Raw genomic sequence first — 15,614 nt, 5'->3', positions numbered from 1 at the left:
TTAATGACAAATTACAATCAGGCTATTATGAAAGCATTTCAAAAACTATTTTTTAATTATTTGAATGGTTTCCGAGATATGATTACTTTGAACTTTTACAAAATAAATACCCGGTTCTAAATGCGAAAGTTGAATTTCTTCTTGGTTATTCTGCAAAGATTTCTTGAAGACTTCTTGTCCTAATATATTATGAATTACAACGCCCGACACCGGTGTCTTATTCATTAAAGTTAAGGTGCTTATCACAGGATTAGGATAGAATGACAACTCACTCCTATTTTTACTCTCTAGGTTTAGACTATTTTGACCTTCCCTAATTTGAAGAACTTGATTGGGAGTTACATTTTCTATATAATCTATAATACCGCTTAACCAAGTAACTTTTATATAATCAATGCTGGTGTTGGTACCGACACCAAAAAATTGGGTGTTGGAATTTTGAGCCAAATAGCCTTCTCCACATAAGGTATAACGGTATTGCTTATTTCCGTTTACTGAAATTTCAATTCGCGAACCTATACCATCTCTGTTACTTTGCACGCCTGTTAAATTCACCTTCAACCAGTTATTAGTTTTATCACCTTGATTTTCCCATAAGTACATATTCTCAAAATGAATATTACTTACTGCAATATCTGGATAGCCATCATTGTTAAAATCGCCAATGGCATTGGAATAACTTTTAGCGGCATCACCAATAAATCCAGAGTTTCGTGAATTTTCAAACGTGTTATTACCTTGGTTTTTAAAAAACGCAGAGGATCTGTACGGTGGATTAGAACCATCAAATTCACAACTCACATAAATATCTTCATCCATATCATTATCAGCATCTAAAAAAACAGCACCCCAAGCGTAACTATGTAATCGAACTCCTGAAAACATGCCAATATCTGTAAAAGTTCCATCGCCATTATTACGAAATAGCACGTTACCATCTGTTGGTGTGTTCGTAATGTAAATATCAAACCAACCATCATTATTATAATCGCCAATAGTTGTAGACATGGCATCTATGACGATTGCTGTATTGGATTCCACACTAACATCTGTAAAAGTACCATCGCCATTATTACGATATAGAAAATTTTGGTTAAAATATTTATCACTAGATAAATAAATATCTTGCCAGCCATCATTATCATAATCGAAAAAGGCGGAACAGAATGTCATGTGGCTATCATTATCAAACCCTGCTTCTTCAGTGACATCTGTAAACGTATTATCGCCATTATTTCTATAAAAATAATTTGGCTGATTATTGGATTCACTTCTATTGCTAATAAAAACATCTAAAAAACCATCATTATCATAATCGCCCCAAGAAGCGCCATAGCTTTCAAAATTTTCAGTTGGAAAACCAGCGGCTTCCGTAATATCTTCAAAGTTTAAGTTCCCTAAATTTAAGTAAAGTTTATTTCCGTCGTTATTGGATGTAACAAACAAATCTTTATCGCCATCGTTATCAATATCAACCCAAACAACTTGTTTCTGTTCACTGTTGTTAAAAGGAATATTTAAATTATCTAAAACAAAAGTACCGTTGACATTCTTATAAAAACGCAGTTTATCATTGTCTTGTGTGGCCATGGTTATATCATCCCATCCATCATTATTATAATCACAAAAAGAAATGCCATTTCCTAAATAGGTATTTCCAGCGGTAACAATTAAGCCCAAATCTGTCGCTACGTTATTGAAATTTACTTGAGAAATAGAACAAAAAGGAAGTGCTAGAAAAAGCAGCCATATGTAATAATGTTTCATAGTAACATAAACTAAAAATGTGACTTACTAATATAGGGAATAATTTAGATTTTAAAAATTACAGTATAAAACGAAAAAGCGTGATTCTTATTGATAAGAATCACGCTTTTTAAAAAATTTATATTTTGTATTTTACTCTCTTGTAAAAGTTTCCATAACGGCATCACTTACGCCCATATTACTAAAACCACCATCGTGATATAGGTTTTGGAGCGTTACTTTTTTAGTTAAATCACTAAACAACGTGATGGTATAGTTAGCACAATCTAGAGCAGTAGCATTACCTAAAGGCGACATTTTTTCAGCATAAGAAATAAAACCATCAAAACCTTTAACGCCACTTCCAGCTGTTGTAGGTGTTGGCGATTGTGAAATTGTATTAACACGCACTTTTTTATCACGACCAAAGAAATAACCAAAACTACGGGCAATGCTTTCTAAATACGCTTTATTATCTGCCATATCATTATAATCTGGGAAAACGCGTTGTGCTGCCATATAAGTAAGCGCTACAATACTTCCCCATTCGTTCATGGCATCTTTTTGATACAAAGTCTGCATTACTTTATGAAATGATGTTGCCGAAACATCCGTTCCTTTTTGCGTCCAATCATAATTTTGGCTGGTGTAATGATTTCCTTTTCTTAAATTGATAGACATACCAATAGAATGTAAAACGAAATCAATTTTACCGCCTAAAATCTCCATGGATTTTTCGATTAGATTTTCTATATCTTCAATAGAAGTAGCATCAGCAGGAATAATTTGAGAACCTGTTTGTTCAGCCAACTCATTTATTTGTCCCATACGCATAGCTACGGGCGCGTTAGTTAAAACAAACGTTCCACCTTCTTCATGTACGCGCAAGGCAGTTTTCCAAGCAATTGAGTTTTCATCTAAAGCTCCAAATATGATTCCTCTTTTTCCTTTTAATAAGTTATGTGACATAGTTTTTCTAGTTGATTTGATTTTATAATTTTCAAAGATAGTATTAATTCAACAATTGTTTGGCATGCGCCATAGCCGAAGTAGATATTTCTATGCCACCAAGCATTTGTGCAATTTCAACAATGCGTTCATCATGATTTAATAATCTTAAATTGGTTTGCGTAACCTCGCCAACATCTTCCTTGTATACTTTAAAGTGTGTATTGCCTTTAGCCGCAATTTGGGGAATATGAGTAATAGTAAAAACTTGCATGCTTTTGCTCATATCACGCATAATTTCACCCATTTTATTCGAAATTTCACCAGAAACACCTGAATCAATTTCATCAAACATGATGGATGGCAATTGTACATAGTTGGATAAAATAGATTTTATAGCCAGCATAATTCGCGATAATTCACCACCAGATGCTGCCTTTTTAAGTTCGTTAAACGCGCCACCTTTATTAGCAGAAAACAGAAAAGCTAATTGATCTTTTCCATTATTCTGATAGCTTTCCGTTTGTTTTAACGTGATATTAAATTTAGCATTTGGCATCCCAAGTTGCTGCAATATAGCTTCCAATTCTTTAGTTAAACCAGGAATAGCCGCCATACGCTTCTTATGCAAACTGTTTGCTACCGCATCAATGGCTTTTTTAGCAGATTCTACTTCCAACTGTTTATCGGCAATAGTATCATCTAATTTTTCGGTAACACTTACTTTTTCTGATAAGGCATTTTTAATGACAATAAGTTCTGCCACATCACTTGCCATGTGTTTTTTTAGTAAGGTATTAATCAATTCTAATTTTGCACCAACAATTGTTAGTTGCTCCGGATCTAAATCCAGCTGATCTTGAAGCGATTCTACTTCATTAAAAATATCATTAATTTCAATAGAACTGCTTGTAATACGGTTAAAAGTATCTTCGTATTTTGATGAAAATTTGGAGATTTTTTGCAAATTATTTTTGGCTGCTAACAATGCAGACATGACGCCTATTTGCTCTTCACTTAACAGTTGATTTACCGCCGTTAATTGTTCTTTAATAACTTCAATATTATTCAGCGTTTCATAAGTTTCTTCTAATTCTTGCAACTCACCATCCACCAAATTAGCGTCTACTAATTCCTTTAATAAATAGGTGTTATAATCGTGTTCTTTTATAGCTTCAGCTTGAAATTTTAAAAGTTCATCATATTCCTTTTGAAAGCTTTTAAAGGTTTTTAGTGCAGCTTTAAAATCTTGCAAATCTTGTGTGTTTTTTGCTAAAGCATCAATTACCTGAAATTGATAAGCATCATCCATTAATTGCATAGTTTCATGCTGGGAATGAATATCTATAAGTTGTTCCCCAAGTGCTTGTAAACCACTTAAATTTACTGGAGAATCATTGACAAAGGCTCGGGATTTACCCGATGGCAATATTTCGCGTCTAATGATAGTTTGTTCATCATAATCAAAATCTAATTTTTTAAATAGATTCTGCAGTTTATAATTTGAAACATCAAAAATGGCTTCTATTACGCACTTGGAATCACTGTTTTTTAATGCGCTTAAATCGGCTCGTTTACCCAAAATTAAAGATAAACCACCTAAAAGAATGGATTTTCCAGCACCTGTTTCACCAGTAATAATAGTTAATCCTTGGTTGAAATTCACCTGAAGACTATCTATTAATGCGTAATTTTTTATGGATAAAGCTGTTAACAAGGCTTTTTAGTTTATTAGGTTACTTTACTATTTTAACAACTGTATTTAAAGCAGTATTCTTTAAAACTTAATATTGCGCCATTTGCTAGAATACATAGGTGCAACACGGTTTAAAGTTGAAATTAATTCAGTGATTTCTACGTTAGGACCACTTGAAAATATCTCTTCTATTTCATCACCTTTTGCATCGAAAAATGTTCTTAATAAGAAGGAATTTGGACGTCTTCTATTCATAGCCTCAAACTCTTCTATAGCACTCGCTATAATAATTTTAGCTGTTTTCTGATTCTCACTCATGGTATCTAAACCTAAACGGTGATAGTCATACATTACTTTTCTGTATTCTTTAAAAGTAGGCGATAATAAATTATCTATTAAAGCAAAACGTGTTTGCAGACCATCTTCCAACTTCCAACCTTTAGCATTTTCCTGTTGAGAAAAACTTACAATATTTTGTGCTTGTTTTAAATAAACATCGCCACTTTGTAAGGCGAAAGAATCGGCATCCAAACCTAAAATCATATGCACGTGAAACGCGATTACCGAAACTAAATTCGATTCAAACTGATTTTGGTTATAAAGTATATTTTCAAATTCTACATATTGAAAGGTGAAATCTTTGTCATTCACATTATATATAGGAGTAGCATAAGAAGATCCATAAACAGGACGTGAAGATTGCACTTGTATGGTTGCCTTATAAACGTCACTAGAATATTCAGAAACATTAATAAACATACCACATTCGATGCGTTCTTGAGGACTGAATTCTTTTTTAGACCATTTTGTATTATTTACAAATTCCTTTAATTGCTTTTCAAGCGTTTTAAAAACTTGTAAATTTTCGTTTCCTGTGAATTGCGCATTGACAACCACATTACAGTTCAACTCTTGACTGTGTCCTGAAAAAGATATGAAAACGAATAAAAATATGAAAATTCTATACATGCATTTGTTTTATTATGGCATTCAAAATATCTGCTGCAACGGCCTCTTTAGACTTTAAATCGAAAGCAGTACAATTTTCATCTTGGTCAATAAGCGTTACTTTATTGGTATCTGATTTAAATCCTGCGCCTTTATCTTGTAGCGAATTTAATACAATTAAATTTAAATTCTTGGCCTTTAGTTTGCCTTTTGCGTTTTCAATTTCATTATTAGTTTCCAAAGCAAAACCCACTAAAAACTGGTTGGTTTTGATTCGCCCTAATGATGCTAAAATATCTTGCGTTTTCTCTAATTCTAAAGATAACGTATTTTCGGTCTTCTTTATTTTTTGAGTTGCAACTTGTTTTGGTTTGTAATCTGAAACGGCTGCGGCTAGAATGGCAATATCCACAGACGCATAATGTTCGTGAGCCGCTTTATACATCTCTTCTGCTGATGTAACGGGAATGATTTGAACAAAATTATGTTGTAATTTTTGATGAGTCGGTCCCGAAATTAAAATCACTTCAGCACCTAAATTTGTAGCAGCTTTCGCTAATTCAAAACCCATTTTTCCACTGGAATGATTACCAATAAAACGAACAGGATCTAAAGCTTCATAAGTAGGTCCTGCCGTAATCATCACTTTTTTCCCTCGTAATGGTGATTTTTCTAAAATATCATTCTCAATAAACGAAACAATATCTTCAGGTTCTGCCATACGGCCTTCACCTACTAAACCACTTGCTAATTCACCGCTAGTAGCAGGAACCATAATATTTCCAAAGCTTTGAAGCACTCTAAAAGATTCTAAAGTTGATGGATGTTTATACATATCCAAATCCATTGCGGGTGCAAAATACACCGGACATTTGGCAGATAAATAAGTAGCTAGCAACAAATTATCGCATACGCCATTGGCCATTTTAGAAAGTGTATTGGCTGTTGCGGGTGCAATAATAAATAAATCGGCCCAAAGGCCTAATTCTACATGATTATTCCAGGTTTCATTCTCATTTTCAAGATTAGTAAATGTGGAGTGAACTGGGTTTTTGGAAAGTGTGGAAAGTGTTAATGGTGTTATAAAATCTTTAGAAGCAGGTGTCATGACTACTTTAACGTCCGCACCTGCTTTTATAAAACCTCTAACTAATGTCGCCGTTTTATAAGCAGCTATACCAGCACTAATGCCGAGTAATATTTTTTTACCGCTTAATATTGACATATAGTTATTATTCCTGGATATCGTCTTCTGTGTTTCTATAGTAAATTTTACCGTCTAACCATTCTTGAACTGCTAATGCATGTGGTTTTGGTAATTTCTCATAGAATTTAGAAACTTCAATTTGCTCTTTGTTTTCGAAAATCTCTTCAAGACTGTCGTTGTACGTAGCAAATTCTTCTAATTTCTCAATTAGTTCTTTCTTAATTTCAGAATTTATTTGTTCAGCGCGTCTTGAAATAATAGAAATTGCTTCATAAATATTTTCAGTAGGTGCATCAATCTTATTTCTATTATAAGTTATGGTGTTTACTGGCGCATTAATCTTCTTTAAATCCATAAGGGTAAGTATATTAACTTTTTGTACTATAGTTTTTTAATTCTTTATCTATTTCTTCATTCATTTTTCCTGCTTTCTCCAAGTACTCGGAATTAGAATAGGAATTTTTGAAGCTATTATAATAATTCTTGGCGTCTTGCAAACGTTGCTCTTTTTTACTGTAAACACTATTTACCGCTAATTGGTAAGCTGAATCAAACCTGATAAACAAGGCTTCTTCTCTGTAAACCGTTCCTGGAAAATCAAAAATAAAATTATCCATTGCTTTTATTGGTGCTTGAAAATCACGCGTATAACCTGCAATGGTGTTAAATTGTTTGGCAATACTAAATGCTTTTTTCTCCAATTTAAAATCCAATTCTTTCACTAATTTATTAGCTTCTGGAAGGAATTCTGATTCTGGATATAAATTGATAAATGATTGGAATTTATCAATGGCTTCTCTAGTTTCGTGTTGTTCTTTAGAAAAAACCGGAGATAACATATACCCACTTTTCGCACTTAAAAAGGCTGCTTCTTCCACTTTTTCACTCATTGGATAGGTGTCTACAAAACGATCAAAATGATAACCTGCAGAATACCATTCTTCCTCTTCATAATAACTTTTAGAGTTTAAATAGGATAACTTTTCAGCTTGTGGTTTCCCACGGTATGATGGCAAAATTTGCTCAAACAACTTATTAGCTTTGGCATATTTACCTTCATTATACAATTTTTCTCCCACGGTATATTTAGTCGCAGTATCTGTAGACTTTAAAGCCTTTTGATATTCACCACAAGAACTTAAAAGCGTGCAAGTTAGAATTATGTAAAGAAATTTATTCATAGTTTTAAAACAGTTTGCAAAATTAAGGTAATAAAATGGATTTTAAAAATATTTAGTTTGCTAAAATACAAGGTAAAATAAGGTAAGCATTAGGATTAAGTATAATTTAACGCTTATGCATAATTTTTTACAAAACTATTTATCTGCTGCTTAAGTACATCCGTTGCCACAACTAGTGGTAAGCGAACTGTTGGATGGCATAAATTCATAGCTTCTAAAACGGCTTTAATACCTGACGGATTGTTTTCTGTAAATATCAAGCCTGTAATATCCATGAGTTTATGATGTAATTTAAAAGCTTCTCTATTTTTGCCTTCTAAACCTAGTTGAATCATTTTGGCGAAATCTTTTGGAAATGCCTGACCAATTACTGAAATAACCCCAGAACCACCTGCTAGTGTTACCGATAACGCTAAATCATCATCACCAGAAATAATCATGAAATCATCCGGTTTGTCTTTTAACAATCGAAGGTATTGTGCCATATTTCCCGCTGCTTCTTTTACGGCTACAATGTTTTTACATGACTTTGCTAAAGCTACAATTGTTGCTGGCAACATATTAGAGCCTGTTCTGCCTGGAACATTATACAAAATAATTGGAATAGGTGATGCTTTTGAAATAGCTTCAAAATGCGCTATAATTCCCGCTTGGGTTGGTCTGCTATAATAAGGCGAAACGGATAAAATGGCATCAATTTGAGATAAATCTGTTGTTTTGATTTCAGAAATAATAGCTGCAGTATTACTGCCTCCAATACCCAAAACTAATGGTACGCGCTTATTGTTTGCAGTAACAATGGTGTGAATAATTGCTAATTTTTCATCTGAAGTAATGGTAACACTTTCACCAGTTGTTCCCGAAATGACAATATAGTCCATGCCATTTTCAATATTAAAATCAACAATACATTTTAAGGCATCATGATCTACAGATAAATCGGTTTTAAAAGGTGTAACGATGGCAATTCCTGCGCCAGTAAGTTTATGCTTCATGTTTTAAAGTCTTAAAAACGTGTAAATATTTTAGTAATTCGGTTTTGAATGCATCAAAATCGGTTAATGGTGTTTGTATAATTAAGTCATTTAAACGCGGTTCACCTTGAAAAACACTTGCTTTAAAGTGAGCTGAAGATTTCGCGGTAAGTACTTTTAAATAAAAAGAGTCTGCTGAATAAAAACTAATCAGTAAATCGAATTTAGTATGTAAAAACGCTTCCAACTCATTATTTAGTATAGCAGCTTTCCAACCTATATCTTTTGGATTGAAACATCCTTGTTCTAAAGTGTTTTCGGATATTTTAGATTCGGTAAAAACTATAATTTTAAGATTATTAGGAGCTATATTTAAACTTTTAGCCAATGATTTAAAAATTTTTAAATCGGGCACTTCATCTACATTCACAATAAGGCCAACGCTCTCAATTACTTGAGTTATTGCCGTATGCTCTGAATTATTCAGTAAGGACCGTAAGTGTTTTTTAATAGATTTTTCTTTAAAACCCTTTAAAATCATTATATCTTTATACTTTCCACAAATATACTAAAAGAACCTACAAAAAAGCGTACTAAATTTATTTGTTTATAGACATGAAATCACAGCATTTACTCATCGTACTCATAGCTTTCTTGCTATTTAATTGTAAGCAAGACGCTTGGCAATTACACCGGATTCAGGGCGCTCAAATAAATATTAATGACACGCTTCAACCCGATGCGGATATTGAAGCATTTATAAAACCCTATCGTGAACATGTGAACAGGGATTTGGACAGTATGTTAAGTTATGCTCCAGAAACCTATTCAAAAAGTGACGGTGAGTTTAATACGGCCATTGGAAATTTATTTGCTGATGCTGTTTATGAGCAATCTAATCCTGTCTTTTTAAAACGAACTGGTAAAAATATTGATATGGTTTTACTAAATCATGGTGGTATTCGGGCTATTATTTCCAAAGGACCTGTTACGGCAAGAACAGCTTTTGAAATTATGCCTTTTGAAAATAGTATTGTTGTTGTTGGCATTAAAGGAAGTCAAGTTAATGAATTGGTTAAGTATTTATCTAAAGCCAAACGCGCTCATCCCATCTCTAAACTTCATGTTGTTTTAAATAAAGATTACGAAATTTTAGAAGCTGATATTTCTGGCGTTGTTATAGACACTAGTAAAACGTATTACGTGGCTACGAATGACTATTTATATAGTGGTGGCGACCATATGACGTTTTTTCAACCAGAAGAATCTTTAGATGTTCTTGATTATAAAATACGTAACGCCTTATTAGATTATTTCAAAACGAAGGACACCATTAATCCTGTAATTGATAATCGATTTATTAAATTAAACAAATAAAATTATGAAACGTCGCCAATTTATTCAACAAACATCGGCTTCTGCAGCTTTAGTTACTGTGGGCGGTTTTGGGTTATCTTCATTTTCAACTGCTGAAAAATCGAAAAAAATAACCATTCTTCACACCAATGATGTTCATAGCCATATTGATCCTTTCGGACCAGAAGATGGAAGAAACCCCAACCAAGGTGGTGTTGCCAGACGTGCTTCATTAATTGATTCCATACGCCAAGAAAACCCCAATACTTTATTATTAGATGCTGGAGATATTTTTCAAGGAACGCCCTACTTTAATTATTATGGAGGAGAGTTGGAGTTTAAACTAATGAGCATGTTAAAATATGATGGGGCAACTATTGGTAATCATGATTTTGACAACGGTATAGACGGCTTATTTGCACAATTACCACATGCTAAATTCGATTTTATTTCAGCCAACTACGATTTCTCCAATACTATTATGGACGGCTTGGCTAAACCCTATAAAACCTTTACTAAAAACGGCATTAAAATAGGTGTTTTTGGTCTCGGAATTGAATTAGCTGGTTTAGTGGATAAAAACATGTATAAAGAAACCGTTTACTTGGACCCTATTGAAATAACTCAAGACATGACCCGTATTTTAAAAGAAGATGAAAAATGCGATTTGATTATCTGTTTATCACATATGGGATATAATTACAAAAATAATCCTGAAAAAATTAGTGATTTAGTGCTAGCCTCAAAATCAAAAAATATAGATTTAATTATTGGCGGACACACACACACCTTTTTATCCAAACCAACCATTGTTAAAAACAGTTTAGGAAAAAACATGTTAGTAAATCAAGTGGGTTGCTATGGTATTAATTTAGGAAAAATAGATTTCTATTTTGATAAAGAGAAGAATGTAACAAGTGAAGGTAATTCAATAATTGTCTAAACAAACACACCTTCTGCTGAAGAAACATTTTGTAATACCAAACGTTTTTTTCGCTTTCTGTTATATTCAATAATATAATTGAAAAGGAAAAAGAGGCCAACAACATGTAATGATCTATCCAATACGACGAAGCTCCAATGGAACACGTAATAGTTACTGATATAATACAAAACATCTGCAAAACCGAAACATAAAGCTGTCGCTAAAAACAAGATTGAAGATTTTGAATCTTTACTTAAATAGGTGGCAAAAGCCACAAATGCTAGAGCTAAGAGTGCAATACTTTTAATTCCAAACAAAGTTACTTCTGTAGCATCCGCTATTTTTACCATGAGCACAGAATACAACTGAAACATTAAATAGGAGTTGATGGAGAAAACTAGCAGTAAGCAAATACCTACTACCTTATCTATATTAAAAATTCTAATTCTAGAAATGGCTGCATAAGCCAATAAAAAGTAGCTAATACAGTAAAAAAGACTGGATAGATTAATTACTAACTGGTTAGAGTAAAGCACCGAGGAAAAATCGCCTATAAAGGAAAACACCAAAAACAATACCATTACCGCACTCATGTATTTATTTTTAACAAAATAAAACATAAAAAGCAATGGAATAAACAAGGGTTTTGTAACCTGTATTAATAAATCATTTTCGCTTAAAATTGCGAATACATTTATTACAACAAGAAATAACAGGACGAATACAAGATTCCTGTTGCAACTAAATTTTAGCCAGTTTCTCAAATTAGGTAGTCATAAGTAGGTTGCAACAAATATAACAATAAAATTTAATTTTAACGAAAAAATAATACCGTTCATCGGTTAAAATGTTAAATTTTGAAGAAATGAATCCTGATTAAAAGTAAAAAGGATTAAAAAGCGAAATAGAAATTACAGAAATAGCTTGGATTGATGCTTTCAATTAAGCAAAGAATTGTACTTTCTTATTTTTAACTTTAGACTGAAAGTAAAAAAAGGTAAAAGCCATCACAAATAAAAGCGTTTGAACAATATTCAAAACATCCTGATCTGTCACGTAGAAATAAGCAATTTGAATTACTTCAGAAAACACAATACATATAGAACCTAAAAACAAGAATAGCGTTTTCTTGTTGTCATTGTAGAAATAGCTAATTATAGACACCATAAGCAATAATAACATAACGATGTTATAAACTAATTCTATGATAATAAGGGATTCTTCTGTGTACGTAAATCTTGGATTCACAATTGTAAGCAAAACATAGGAAATGTAAATACTCAAAACCATTAAAACGATAATATGTATAAAGTAGTTTTTTAAAACATTCCGCACATTTATAGTTTTAAAAACTTCTGCGATTAAGAAACAATATGCTACTATGTAGAGTGAATTACCAATCACATATACTAGATTCCGTTTTAACTTACCAAATACAGCTGAATATTCTACAAAAACGGATAATTCAGAAAATGAAAAAACAAGTAGAAAAAGCATGAAATAGCGCGATCTTTCTTGAACATTAATAAAATAAAGCACCGTGAAAAGTGGTGCAATCAACGCTTTACTCATATTAGAAAGATATTCCTTTCCACTAATTTGAAAAAAGGTAAATGCTACGCATAAAGCAATTATAAAAAATAGGACAATATTGGTTTGTTTCATTAATTATTTGTAGGTAATAGAAAGCAAATGTAATTAAATTTTACAATTAATCGTTATTATGAGTACTTAATCGACTAAAAACCATTGCTTTCTATAATTTTATTCAATCATGTCTAAAAAATCCTGCTCCGAAATAAGGGGTATATTCAGTTTATCTGCCTTTTCTTTCTTACTTGGTCCCATATTATCGCCAGCAATAATATAATTCGTTTTGGACGAAATGGAAGAAGAAACCTTACCGCCATTATCCTCAATTAATTTTTTCATTTCAGTTCTTGACACGGTGTAAAACACGCCAGAAACTACAAAGGTTTGAGCCTCTAATTTATTGGTTTGATTGGCTAATATTTCAGCAGAAATAGCCATTTGAACACCAAAATTCTGTAAACGCTGAATCATGACTTCATTGGCTTCCGTATTAAAAAATTCGGTAACACTTTCAGCAATTCTTACACCAATTTCATCAACTGTTACTAATTCTTCAGTTGATGCGCTTTTAATAGCTTCAATAGTTTTGTAATGTTTCACCAATTTTTTCGCGACTGTTTCGCCAACATAGCGAATTCCTAAAGCATACAAAACGCGCTCAAAAGGAACGTTTTTACTAGCCTCTATTCCATTGATTAAATTTTGGGCACTTTTTTGCGCCATGCGCTCTAAAGGCAAAACGTTTTCAATAGTTAATTCATATAAATCCGAATAATTTGAAATTAATCCTGCATTAACCAGTAATGCAACCGTTTCTCCTCCTAATCCATCAATGTCCATGGCCTTGCGACTAATAAAATGCTGAATTCTACCAATAATTTGAGGTTTACACCCATTATAATTTGGACAATAATGCTGGGCTTCGCCTTCTTGCCTAACTAATTCGGTATGACACTCCGGACAATGGGTAATATATTGGGTAGGTTCGGAATCTGATGGTCTTTCGCTTAAATTGACCGCAATTATTTTCGGTATAATTTCGCCGCCTTTTTCAACGAAAACCATATCGCCTTCACGAATATCCAATCGTTCAATTTGGTCTGCGTTATGTAAGGAGGCGCGTTTTACCGTTGTTCCTGCCAATTCCACCGGATCTAAATTGGCAACTGGCGTAATAGCACCTGTTCTTCCTACTTGATACGTGATTTCATTGAGTCGTGTGGAAACTTGCTCTGCTTTAAACTTATAAGCCATAGCCCAGCGTGGTGCCTTGGCTGTATAACCTAATTCTTCTTGCTGCTGTAAATCATTAACCTTAATAACGACACCGTCGGTTTCATAAGGCAGTTCATGGCGATGTGTATCCCAATGCGCAATAAAATCTAAAACCGCATCCATAGAATCAGCTTTAGCGGCAATTTCAGGAACTTTAAATCCCCAAATACGGGCTTTTTCTAAACTTTCGAATTGGGTCTTCGTATTTAAATTACTTCCTGTAATATTATAAAGCAAACATTCTAAAGGTCGTTTTGCCACTTCAGAACTGTCTTGAAGCTTTAAACTTCCAGAAGCTGTATTTCGCGGATTTCGGTATGGCTCCTCACCTATTTCAATCCGCTCTTCATTCATTTTAATAAAACCTTCAAAAGGCAAAACAATTTCACCCCGAATAACAAATTTTTCAGGATAATCACCTTTTAATTGAAGCGGAACCGATTTTATAGTTTTAATATTGGCCGTTACATTATCACCTTGAAAACCATCTCCTCTTGTAATTGCTTTAATTAGTTTGCCATTTTCGTAGGTTAAACTTATAGAAGCACCATCATATTTTAATTCACAGGTATAGCTGATTTCGCCATCCACTAATTTTTTGATGCGTGTTTCCCAATCTAATAAATCGTCTTTGGAATAGGAATTTTCTAACGAATACATCCGATACTCATGAACAACGGTTTCAAAATTCTTGGTAATTTCACCACCTACACGAAGTGTTGGAGAACTGGCATCATAAAATTCTGGATGTTTCTCTTCAAGCTCCTGAAGTTGTTTTAATTTTGTATCAAATTCAAAATCACTTATTACAGGATTATCTTGTACATAATAATTGTAATTATGAAGACGTAATTCGTCTCGAAGTGCTTCTATTTGTTGGTGTACGCTCATAAATTTATTTCACTCCTTTAATCATTCTTGGATTTGCAAAAATATCGTTTTTAAGTGTAATATCTTTAAAATTGAAGGTTTCTAACAAATTTTTCATTTCAGACCCAAGATATTGATTAATTTCAAAAAATAAAATGCCTTTTGGAAGCAAATTCTTTATGGCGAAGTCGGAAATAGCGTTATAAAATTGCAGAGGATTCTCATTTTTTACAAACAAGGCCAAATGTGGTTCAAATTTTATAACATTATTTTTAATTTCTACTTTTTCAAGATCTCGGACATAAGGCGGATTCGATACAATAATATCAAAATACTCATTTTCAGAAATAAGCAATTCATGCTTAAGATCCAAAATGCTATCTTCAATAAAAGTCACCGAAACCTTATTTAATTCCGCATTTTCTTTCGCCACTTTTAAAGCATCTGCACTGATATCCAATCCGTAAATTTTCGCATTTGGTAAGTTTTTAGCCAAACTTATGGCTATGCAACCGGTTCCAGAACCGATATCTAAAATTTTTAGAGTTTCGTCTTTTTTATCAGAAAGTGTTTCTAAAATCCACGCTACTAATTCCTCGGTTTCAGGCCGTGGAATTAAGGTATGTTGATTTACTTTAAAGGGTAAACCATAAAATTCTGTTTCTCCAATTATATATTGAATGGGCTCTTCCAGTTTCAACCGACTTAACGCTTCAAATAGAGGCTGCTCCTCTTGCTTCGTAACCACATATTTTGGGTCCAAAACCAGAGTAATTCTATTTAAATTCAAATAAAAATCGATTAGTATGTTGAAAAAACTACCAACTTCATCAGCACCATAAATGGTATCTAATTCCTGATGAAAAATGGTTTGTATATCTTTTAAAATCAAAAT

The 15,614-nt window shown here is 32.9% G+C and carries 15 protein-coding genes; 2 read left to right on the top strand and 13 right to left on the bottom strand.

Annotated elements, in window-relative coordinates; genetic code table 11:
* Positions 1–45: 45 nt before the first annotated feature.
* The 9 genes from ES674_RS07935 to ES674_RS07895 form a co-directional block, all read right to left on the bottom strand.
* Positions 46–1,767, bottom strand: coding sequence for an FG-GAP-like repeat-containing protein (locus tag ES674_RS07935; protein ID WP_148403402.1), 1,722 nt, complete (start codon positions 1,765–1,767; stop codon positions 46–48).
* Between the two features lie 132 nt (positions 1,768–1,899).
* Positions 1,900–2,715, bottom strand: coding sequence for an enoyl-ACP reductase FabI (locus tag ES674_RS07930; RefSeq protein ID WP_148403401.1), 816 nt, complete (start codon positions 2,713–2,715; stop codon positions 1,900–1,902).
* Between the two features lie 43 nt (positions 2,716–2,758).
* Positions 2,759–4,411: a DNA repair protein RecN gene (recN, locus tag ES674_RS07925; protein WP_148403400.1), complete on the bottom strand. Its 1,653-nt coding sequence runs from the start codon at positions 4,409–4,411 to the stop codon at positions 2,759–2,761.
* A 60-nt stretch (positions 4,412–4,471) separates the two neighbouring features.
* Entirely contained in the window at positions 4,472–5,359 is an 888-nt protein-coding gene (gene porD, locus ES674_RS07920) for a type IX secretion system protein PorD (protein WP_148403399.1), read from the bottom strand.
* On the bottom strand, positions 5,352–6,563 hold the full coding sequence (gene coaBC, locus ES674_RS07915) for a bifunctional phosphopantothenoylcysteine decarboxylase/phosphopantothenate--cysteine ligase CoaBC (RefSeq protein WP_148403398.1): 1,212 nt from the start codon (positions 6,561–6,563) through the stop codon (positions 5,352–5,354). The genes porD and coaBC overlap by 8 nt, the downstream gene beginning before the upstream one ends.
* Before the next feature lie 7 nt (positions 6,564–6,570).
* Positions 6,571–6,900: a DNA-directed RNA polymerase subunit omega gene (locus ES674_RS07910; RefSeq protein ID WP_148403397.1), complete on the bottom strand. Its 330-nt coding sequence runs from the start codon at positions 6,898–6,900 to the stop codon at positions 6,571–6,573.
* A gap of 13 nt (positions 6,901–6,913) precedes the next feature.
* Positions 6,914–7,726 (bottom strand): outer membrane protein assembly factor BamD, encoded by an 813-nt coding sequence (locus ES674_RS07905; protein WP_148403396.1) that lies wholly within the window; start codon positions 7,724–7,726, stop codon positions 6,914–6,916.
* 113 nt (positions 7,727–7,839) lie between these two features.
* Positions 7,840–8,721, bottom strand: a complete 882-nt coding sequence (gene dapA / locus ES674_RS07900) for a 4-hydroxy-tetrahydrodipicolinate synthase (protein ID WP_148403395.1) — start codon at positions 8,719–8,721, stop codon at positions 7,840–7,842.
* Complete coding sequence (locus ES674_RS07895) at positions 8,711–9,241, bottom strand: DUF6913 domain-containing protein (protein ID WP_148403394.1); 531 nt, start codon at positions 9,239–9,241, stop codon at positions 8,711–8,713. Before ES674_RS07895 ends, dapA begins: the two co-directional genes overlap by 11 nt.
* 74 nt (positions 9,242–9,315) lie before the next feature.
* Between ES674_RS07895 and ES674_RS07890 the strand changes: the two genes are divergently transcribed.
* Both ES674_RS07890 and ES674_RS07885 read left to right on the top strand, forming a co-directional pair.
* On the top strand, positions 9,316–10,077 hold the full coding sequence (locus tag ES674_RS07890; RefSeq protein WP_148403393.1) for a 5'-nucleotidase C-terminal domain-containing protein: 762 nt from the start codon (positions 9,316–9,318) through the stop codon (positions 10,075–10,077).
* A 4-nt stretch (positions 10,078–10,081) separates the two neighbouring features.
* Positions 10,082–10,999 (top strand): bifunctional metallophosphatase/5'-nucleotidase, encoded by a 918-nt coding sequence (locus tag ES674_RS07885; protein WP_148403392.1) that lies wholly within the window; start codon positions 10,082–10,084, stop codon positions 10,997–10,999.
* Here the strand turns inward: ES674_RS07885 and ES674_RS07880 are convergent.
* The 4 genes from ES674_RS07880 to prmC all read right to left on the bottom strand — a co-directional run bounded on the left by ES674_RS07880 (position 10,996) and on the right by prmC (position 15,611).
* Positions 10,996–11,574, bottom strand: a complete 579-nt coding sequence (locus ES674_RS07880; RefSeq protein ID WP_148403391.1) for a hypothetical protein — start codon at positions 11,572–11,574, stop codon at positions 10,996–10,998. The two genes, ES674_RS07885 and ES674_RS07880, sit on opposite strands and share 4 nt — an antisense overlap.
* 349 nt (positions 11,575–11,923) lie before the next feature.
* On the bottom strand, positions 11,924–12,646 hold the full coding sequence (locus ES674_RS07875) for a hypothetical protein (protein ID WP_148403390.1): 723 nt from the start codon (positions 12,644–12,646) through the stop codon (positions 11,924–11,926).
* A gap of 99 nt (positions 12,647–12,745) precedes the next feature.
* Positions 12,746–14,740, bottom strand: a complete 1,995-nt coding sequence (gene ligA / locus ES674_RS07870) for an NAD-dependent DNA ligase LigA (RefSeq protein ID WP_148403389.1) — start codon at positions 14,738–14,740, stop codon at positions 12,746–12,748.
* A gap of 4 nt (positions 14,741–14,744) precedes the next feature.
* Positions 14,745–15,611, bottom strand: a complete 867-nt coding sequence (prmC, locus tag ES674_RS07865) for a peptide chain release factor N(5)-glutamine methyltransferase (protein WP_148403388.1) — start codon at positions 15,609–15,611, stop codon at positions 14,745–14,747.
* Positions 15,612–15,614 lie beyond the last annotated feature (3 nt).

It is taken from the genome of Bizionia myxarmorum (assembly GCF_008086205.1).
Taxonomy (GTDB): Bacteria; Bacteroidota; Bacteroidia; order Flavobacteriales; family Flavobacteriaceae; genus Algorimicrobium; species Algorimicrobium myxarmorum.
The sequence above is the reverse complement of the archived record's forward strand: the minus strand, read 5'-3'. Positions and strand labels throughout refer to the sequence as shown.

Excerpts from the sequence above, each read along its gene's own strand:
- ES674_RS07935 (WP_148403402.1), bottom strand. The coding sequence starts at position 1,767 with ATGAAACATTATTACATATGGCTGCTTTTTCTAGCACTTCCTTTTTGT.
- ES674_RS07930 (WP_148403401.1), bottom strand. The coding sequence starts at position 2,715 with ATGTCACATAACTTATTAAAAGGAAAAAGAGGAATCATATTTGGAGCT.
- porD (WP_148403399.1), bottom strand. The coding sequence starts at position 5,359 with ATGTATAGAATTTTCATATTTTTATTCGTTTTCATATCTTTTTCAGGA.
- coaBC (WP_148403398.1), bottom strand. The coding sequence starts at position 6,563 with ATGTCAATATTAAGCGGTAAAAAAATATTACTCGGCATTAGTGCTGGT.
- ES674_RS07910 (WP_148403397.1), bottom strand. The coding sequence starts at position 6,900 with ATGGATTTAAAGAAGATTAATGCGCCAGTAAACACCATAACTTATAAT.
- ES674_RS07905 (WP_148403396.1), bottom strand. The coding sequence starts at position 7,726 with ATGAATAAATTTCTTTACATAATTCTAACTTGCACGCTTTTAAGTTCT.
- dapA (WP_148403395.1), bottom strand. The coding sequence starts at position 8,721 with ATGAAGCATAAACTTACTGGCGCAGGAATTGCCATCGTTACACCTTTT.
- ES674_RS07895 (WP_148403394.1), bottom strand. The coding sequence starts at position 9,241 with ATGATTTTAAAGGGTTTTAAAGAAAAATCTATTAAAAAACACTTACGG.
- ES674_RS07890 (WP_148403393.1), top strand. The coding sequence starts at position 9,316 with ATGAAATCACAGCATTTACTCATCGTACTCATAGCTTTCTTGCTATTT.
- ES674_RS07885 (WP_148403392.1), top strand. The coding sequence starts at position 10,082 with ATGAAACGTCGCCAATTTATTCAACAAACATCGGCTTCTGCAGCTTTA.
- ES674_RS07880 (WP_148403391.1), bottom strand. The coding sequence starts at position 11,574 with ATGAGTGCGGTAATGGTATTGTTTTTGGTGTTTTCCTTTATAGGCGAT.
- ES674_RS07875 (WP_148403390.1), bottom strand. The coding sequence starts at position 12,646 with ATGAAACAAACCAATATTGTCCTATTTTTTATAATTGCTTTATGCGTA.
- ligA (WP_148403389.1), bottom strand. The coding sequence starts at position 14,740 with ATGAGCGTACACCAACAAATAGAAGCACTTCGAGACGAATTACGTCTT.